General features: G+C 35.8%; 6 protein-coding genes. 1 reads left to right on the top strand and 5 read right to left on the bottom strand.

Features of this window, described 5'->3' with window-relative positions; translation table 11 throughout:
- From Q7P22_RS14840 to Q7P22_RS14830, 3 genes are all read right to left on the bottom strand, one after another.
- Positions 1-731, bottom strand: a 731-nt coding sequence (locus Q7P22_RS14840) for an MFS transporter (protein ID WP_303865159.1), incomplete at its 3' end; no start/stop codon positions are given.
- Between the two features lie 207 nt (positions 732-938).
- Positions 939-2435 (bottom strand): glycerol kinase GlpK, encoded by a 1497-nt coding sequence (glpK, locus tag Q7P22_RS14835; protein WP_303865157.1) that lies wholly within the window; start codon positions 2433-2435, stop codon positions 939-941.
- 98 nt (positions 2436-2533) lie between these two features.
- Positions 2534-2896, bottom strand: a complete 363-nt coding sequence (locus Q7P22_RS14830; RefSeq protein ID WP_303865155.1) for a VOC family protein — start codon at positions 2894-2896, stop codon at positions 2534-2536.
- Positions 2897-3101: 205 nt separating this feature from the next.
- On the opposite strand from Q7P22_RS14830, the gene Q7P22_RS14825 reads away from it, so the two are divergent.
- Positions 3102-4385: a DEAD/DEAH box helicase gene (locus Q7P22_RS14825; RefSeq protein ID WP_303865153.1), complete on the top strand. Its 1284-nt coding sequence runs from the start codon at positions 3102-3104 to the stop codon at positions 4383-4385.
- Positions 4386-4597: 212 nt separating this feature from the next.
- Here the strand turns inward: Q7P22_RS14825 and Q7P22_RS14820 are convergent, their stop codons facing one another.
- The gene (locus Q7P22_RS14820) at positions 4598-6349 is read right to left on the bottom strand and encodes an ABC transporter ATP-binding protein (protein WP_303865151.1); all 1752 of its coding nucleotides are present in this window, start codon (positions 6347-6349) and stop codon (positions 4598-4600) included.
- Positions 6330-6945: ABC transporter ATP-binding protein (locus Q7P22_RS14815; RefSeq protein WP_303865150.1), on the bottom strand; the 616-nt coding region annotated here is incomplete at its 5' end. The genes Q7P22_RS14815 and Q7P22_RS14820, both read right to left, overlap by 20 nt.

Here is a 6945-nt window from a genome sequence, read left to right as displayed (position 1 = left end):
AGTCCTGCAGTTGTTGCATCACCTAAACCATTGTTTACTACAAACATTGCTACATTGGTAGCAAAGGAAAACATGAGGGTCGCAAAAACAAAGGTAACAACAGCCGTAAAGTACACCGTTCCATTTAATTTGCCTTTTTCCCCACTGCTTTCCTGCTGCTGAATGGGAGGATCATTCGGCAAGTATTTCATAACGATTACAATAATAGGGATAAAAATCAGGAAGATTAGATAAGATGATCTCCAACCTAAGCGAGCTAAAAGACTAGATATAAAGATGATAACCATACTACCACCATTCACAAATGCCGATTGTAAACCCATTAAAGAACTGCTTTCATCCCCTACAAAATAATCTGCAATAAGTGCCATGGACATGGTAGAATTAATACCTTGACCTACGCCAATAAGCGCGCTCGATAAAAGTAACACATAAATACTTAGACTACCAAATAAATAGGAAAGCATACCACCTGTAAATGCAGAGAAAAGTCCTACTAATACAATGATTTTCTTAGCAATCTTTCCAGAAAGCGGACCTGCTGAAATAGCAAATATCATCCCCATTAAAGATGGCAATGTCATAATCATTTGAATCAACGACGGATCTGCAGAAGGATAGCTCATAGAGATATCTGCTAAAATAGCGGATGCAATCATAGAAGTCATAAGTACAGAAGATATCGCTAAAATGGCAAATTTAATATGATTTTTGTTATGTTTTGTTTTCATTTAATTTGTAACTCCTTTCATTATTATCAATATAAGTATACTTAATTTAGGTGCGCTTTACAAGTTCTTTTTATAAATCTATCTATTTATAATTTTTTATACCCTATCCTTGATATACTCGTGAACGATATTATAATAATCGATCTCTCTACTTATCAGATGTACTATTTAATTATCGCTCTTTTGTCATGTAAAGCTAAACTGCATTTAATCCTCTCTTGCCCACCCATATGAACATTTAACTGCTTTATTCCATCCTTTTAATCTGCTTGCTCTCTCTTCTTCGCGAATTAACGGTTCAAAGGTTTTATCAATAGACCAATTCTTAACGACCTCTTCTTTGTTTGCCCAATACCCAACAGCTATACCAGCTAAATAAGCAGCGCCCATAGCAGTTGTTTCCACACATTGTGGGCGGTTTACAGGTGCATTAATAATATCTGCTTGTGTTTGCATTAAGTAATTATTTGCACTTGCTCCCCCATCAACTTTTAGTGTTTTTAGAGAAATCCTAGAATCTGCTTCCATAGCTTTTAATACGTCATGCACCTGATATGCTAATGAATCAAGAGCAGCCCGTATAATGTGGTACTTATTTACTCCACGAGTAAGGCCTACAATCGTACCTCTTGCATATGGATCCCAATGAGGAGCACCAAGACCAGTAAATGCTGGCACTACATAGCAACCATTTGTATCGTTTACTTTCGTCGCCATATATTCTGAATCTGAGGAAGAATCAATAATGCGCAGTTCATCACGCAACCACTGAATAGCCGCACCTGCAACAAAAATAGAGCCCTCTAATGCGTAATTTACTTTTCCATCTATTCCCCATGCGATGGTTGTAACGAGACCATTTTTCGAAAATACTGGTTTTTCACCTGTATTCATAAGTAGAAAGCAACCTGTTCCATATGTGTTTTTTGCTTCTCCAGCAGAAAAACACGTCTGTCCAAATAAAGCTGCCTGTTGATCTCCTGCTGCTCCAGATATGACTATAGGGCCACCTAAAAATGATGGATCCGTTTCACCATAAACATAGCTTGATGGTTTTACCTCTGGAAGCATACATTCTGGTATATCTAGCTCCTGTAAAATCTCCTTATCCCACTTCAACTCGTTAATATTAAACATCAGTGTACGAGAAGCGTTAGAGTAGTCCGTTACATGCACTTTTCCCTTTGTCAATTTCCAAATAAGCCATGTTTCAACAGTACCGAATAATAACTCCCCTCTTTTAGCTCTTTCTCTAGCACCTTCTACATGATCTAAAATCCATTTTACCTTCGTTGCTGAAAAATAAGCATCAATAACAAGACCCGTTTTAGCTCTAAAAGAATCTGATAATCCTTTTTCTTTTAGAGAATCGCAGTCCTCTGCAGTCCTTCTACATTGCCAAACAATGGCATGATATACAGGTTCTCCAGTATTTTTGTCCCATACAATGGATGTTTCTCTTTGGTTTGTAATACCTATTGCTGCAATATCTGCTGCTGTTGCTCCAATTTTATTCATAGCTTCTACAGCAACGCCTAATTGTGAAGACCAAATTTCATCGGCATCGTGCTCAACCCAACCTGGCTTTGGAAAGAACTGTGTGAATTCTTTTTGCGCAATGCTACAAATCTGCCCTTTCTCATTAAAGAGAATACACCTATTACTTGTCGTTCCTGCATCTAGTGCCATCATATACTTTGCCATAAAAATCCTCCTCAAGTTCTATACTTATGTATCTATTTTTTGTTATAAAATGAAAGGGCTCCATTAATAAAAGTATTAATAAAGCCCTTCTGATCATGTTACATATTTTCAACAAATTGAATTTTTACCCCATTAGGGTCTTCTACAAAGAAGAACTTTATATGAGGATTTGGCGATACTGGACCTGCTACAATGTTAATGCCCCTTTGCTTTACGAAATCCATCATTTTGTCTACTGAGTCTACTTCAAAGCCTAAGGATATATCTTTTCCAATTTGAACTTCTTTTACATTTTTATCACAGATAAGTTCTATTTGAGTTTCGCCATCTCCTAAAAAGGAAAACTCCATATCCGGTCCCCCAGAGAAACTCTTGTTTAAGGGTAGTCCAACTACCTCTTGATAAAATTCAAGGGATTTTTTCATATCTTTTACGTGAATCGTCGTCCATAAATATTTCATATATAAAACCTCCTTAAGTTATAGTGTTATTCTACACTTAAAGACCTGATATTTGCAACTTATGATTTTTATAAAACCACATAAATAAAGGTTCTTCCTAAAATATACCACTTGTGATAATTAATAAATTCATATATAATAATTAATTACGCGTTGATCACGGCAAAAATATAAACACAATGTAACACAACAAAGGAGAAGAATATTGTTATTTAAAAATCTAAATATAATAGAACCAATTCAAAAATCCTTACTTCAAGTAGGATATTCAGAGGCTACACCAATTCAAGAACAGGCAATTCCAACTTTGTTAGAAGGAAAAGATCTATTAGGTTGTGCACAAACTGGTACTGGCAAAACAGCTGCCTTTGCCATTCCTATTTTACAAGGCCTTTCTACTGAGCAACGAAGTACTAGAAGTAAAAAGCAAATAAAAGCATTAATACTAGCCCCTACAAGAGAACTCGTTATTCAAATTGGAGAAAATTTTGAAACGTATGGAAAATACTTAGGTCTAAAAACTCTTGTTATTTTTGGTGGAGTCTCACAGCACCCTCAAACTCAATCCTTAAATCGGGGAGTAGATATTCTCGTGGCTACGCCTGGAAGATTGCTCGACCTCATCCATCAAGGATTTATCTCTTTAAAACAAGTTCAATATTTTGTTCTGGATGAAGCAGACATGATGCTCGATATGGGAATGCTTCAAGACGTAAGGAAAATTATTAAATTTCTACCACAGATAAAGCAATCTATGTTTTTTTCGGCTACCATGCCAAGTGAAATTGCAAAACTTGCAAACTCTATACTAAAAAACCCCACTAAAATCGAAATCACACCAGTATCCTCTACTGTAGATATTATCGAACAATCCGTTTATTATGTAAATAAAAGCAATAAGACAAAACTATTGATTGATTTGCTAAAAAACAAGGAAATTACTTCGGCTTTGGTATTTTCTAGAACAAAACATGGGGCTGATAAAATAGTAAGAACTCTTGAAAAATCCAAGTTGCAAGCAGAAGCCATCCATGGAAACAAATCGCAAAACGCAAGACAACGGGCTCTAAATAGTTTCAAAGAAGGAAAAACAAGGGTATTAGTCGCTACAGATATTGCAGCTAGAGGAATCGATGTAGACGAATTGTCCCATGTAATCAATTATGATTTACCTGATGTTCCAGAAACCTATGTACATCGTATTGGCCGTACTGGACGAGCAGGTCATGGAGGAATTGCTATCTCCTTTTGCGATGTGGAAGAAAAATCTTCACTCAAATATATTGAAAAACTGATATCAAAATCCATTCCCGTCATTGAAAATAATCTCTACCCCTTAGTCGAAATGCCTGAGGAAAAAAGCAGTAAGCCAATAGGGAGGAGCAGTTCCACTAGAAACCAAAAAACAGGTTATGGTAATAAAAGTAAGGGATCAAAAACATCTCAAAGTACTACCCGTAAGAATGATAAAATGAACAGATATAAATAAATTTTGCAAGACAAGAATAGCGCCTATGGCGCGTTAGTCGCTAGTCTTTAGTCACTAGCATTAGGGTATTCCTTTTGGGTCAAAATCCTTCGCTTACACTCAGGATGACTGAGCAGGAGCTAATGTCAGAAGTAGGACTTTCCTATTACATCAAATTCAGCCCCTTTCTAGCAAAAATCCAAAAGCGATTTAGCCAGAAAGGGGCTATTTTATTATTGATTTCTCATTTGCTCATCGTACATATTCTTATAGAAACCGTCTTGTTCCATTAAAGACTTGTGATTTCCTCTTTCTATAATCTTGCCCTTGTTTAGTACGATAATCTTGTCTACATCTTTAATCGTAGAAAGTCTATGGGCGATTATAAAAGTGGTACAATTCTCTCTTAACTTTTGGATTCCTTTTTGAATTATTTTTTCCGTTTCCGTATCAATATTAGAGGTTGCTTCGTCAAGGATTAGAATTCTAGGTTTTCGAATGTACGCCCTTGCAAAAGAGATAAGCTGTTTTTCCCCTTGACTAAAGTCATTTCCTTTTTCAAATATTTTCTCGTGAATTCCCCTTTTCACAATGGACTCTGCCCCTACATCCATAAGGGCCTTTTCAATCTCTGCATCACTAAACCCCTCGTCAAGTCCTACATTGCCCTTAATATCCGTTTCAAAAATAAAGGGATCTTGTAGAACTACAGCCATTTGCTCTCGTAGAGAATTTCTGTTAATGTCTTTTATGTTTTTTCCATCAATGTATATATTTCCAAGCCTTGGGCAATAGAAATTTAAAAGCAAGTTTACAATGGTGCTCTTACCACTGCCCGTAGAACCAACAAAGGCGATGCTTTCTCCACTTTTCACTTCAAAATCTATCCCTTTTAGGACATCGCTCTCTCCATAACCGAAGTAAACACCTTCAAATCTTACATCTCCTTTAACTTCTGTAAGTTTCTCTGGCAATTCCTCCATTGGTTCTAGCTTTAATAAGTCAAATACATGAGATGCTGATGCGTAAGATTGCTCTAGCTCGCCAAATCTTGAAACCACCGTCTTTACATTATTAAAAATCTTTGTGACGTAGTCGATTGAGATGTACATACTTCCAATTGTAACCACGTAAGCTCCTGTAATCTTCCCCATACCAAAATATAAGAGAACGAGAATGGTTCCAACATAACTAAGAGCATCAATGGCTCTAAAACCTCCGTAGCTTCTCACCTTTGTTACCTCTAAACCGGTTTTGAATATATTTTTATTGATGTGGTCAAATTCCTCTTTGATATGGTTTTCCTTATTGTATACTTGAATAATCTCCATGTTTTGAATATTTTCATTTATACTTGCGTTTATATCTCCTACGTAACTGCGGTTAAGAGTAGTATACTTCCAGGTCTTATGCCTTAAATCCTTAAATACAATGTATATTATAGGGACAAGTGTCAAAAACAGTATGGCAACGGGAAAACTGACTACAAGAATCATCCCGTAAATACAGATGATCATAATACCTGAAGTGGTCATATCTGCTAGGATCAACTGAAACATGATCTTTAATCGATTGGTATCATTTGTGATTCGAGATACGATATTTCCAGCAGGCAAATTATCAAAGTAGGATATGGGAAGCTTTGTTACATGTTTATATACATCCTTTTGGACGCTAAAGGAAATTTTATTTGCAGCTTGCTCAAAAGATATGAGAGCTAAATTGCTAAACAATCCACAAAGAACATATATGACTAAATACAACAAGAGAAGTTTGGCAATTGCCATAAAATCTCTAGTATCCATATCTAGCTTTATGTAGTTATTCAGTATATAACCAATAATCATTGGACCTATTATTTCTAAAGCTGTACGCACAACAGAAAGAAATAATCCAATAGATAAAGACTTCGATTCTCCTTTTGCATAACGCCACAATTTCTGCTTTACAAATTCATTTTGTTTCTTATTTTTCATCTTTTTCATCAAAGCGACTCCTTGCCATCTGATTCTTGTACTGTTTTGCGTACCATTGTCCTTTTTTAAGGAGCTCTTCATGTGTTCCTCTCTCCGTGATTCTACCTTTGTTAAGTACGATAATTTCATCGCAATCCTTAACTTGACTTATTCTATGACATGAAATAATCGTAGTCTTGCCACGACTTTTCTTCTTTATATTTTCAATGATGTTCTTTTCGGTCTTTCCATCTACTGCACTCATAGAGTCATCAAGTATCAATATATCTGGCTCTTTTAGAAAAGCTCTAGCAATACCAATTCTCTGTTTTTGACCACCAGAAAGAGAAATCCCCTTTTCGCCACAAAGAGTATCTAGACCTTCTGGAAATGTGCTAAGATCTTTTTCAAGATCTGCAAACCTTACAGCTTCCATAACCTCTTCATCTGTAGCCTTTGGTTTTGACAGTTTAATATTTTCTTTTATGGTCTTTGAAAAAATCATGTAATTTTGTGGAACATATCCAATCTTTTCTCGAACACTCGAAATACTGTATTTATGAATTCTTTCCCCATCTAAATAGAGATGATTCGTATCTATAGGGTAAAGACGTAAAAGTTGCTTA

It is taken from the genome of Alkalibaculum bacchi (assembly GCF_937875145.1).
Taxonomy (GTDB): domain Bacteria; phylum Bacillota; class Clostridia; order Eubacteriales; family Alkalibacteraceae; genus Alkalibaculum; species Alkalibaculum bacchi_A.
This window is presented reverse-complemented; position numbering and strand designations above follow the sequence as displayed.

Excerpts from the sequence above, each read along its gene's own strand:
- glpK (WP_303865157.1), bottom strand. The coding sequence starts at position 2,435 with ATGGCAAAGTATATGATGGCACTAGATGCAGGAACGACAAGTAATAGG.
- Q7P22_RS14830 (WP_303865155.1), bottom strand. The coding sequence starts at position 2,896 with ATGAAATATTTATGGACGACGATTCACGTAAAAGATATGAAAAAATCC.
- Q7P22_RS14820 (WP_303865151.1), bottom strand. The coding sequence starts at position 6,349 with ATGAAAAAGATGAAAAATAAGAAACAAAATGAATTTGTAAAGCAGAAA.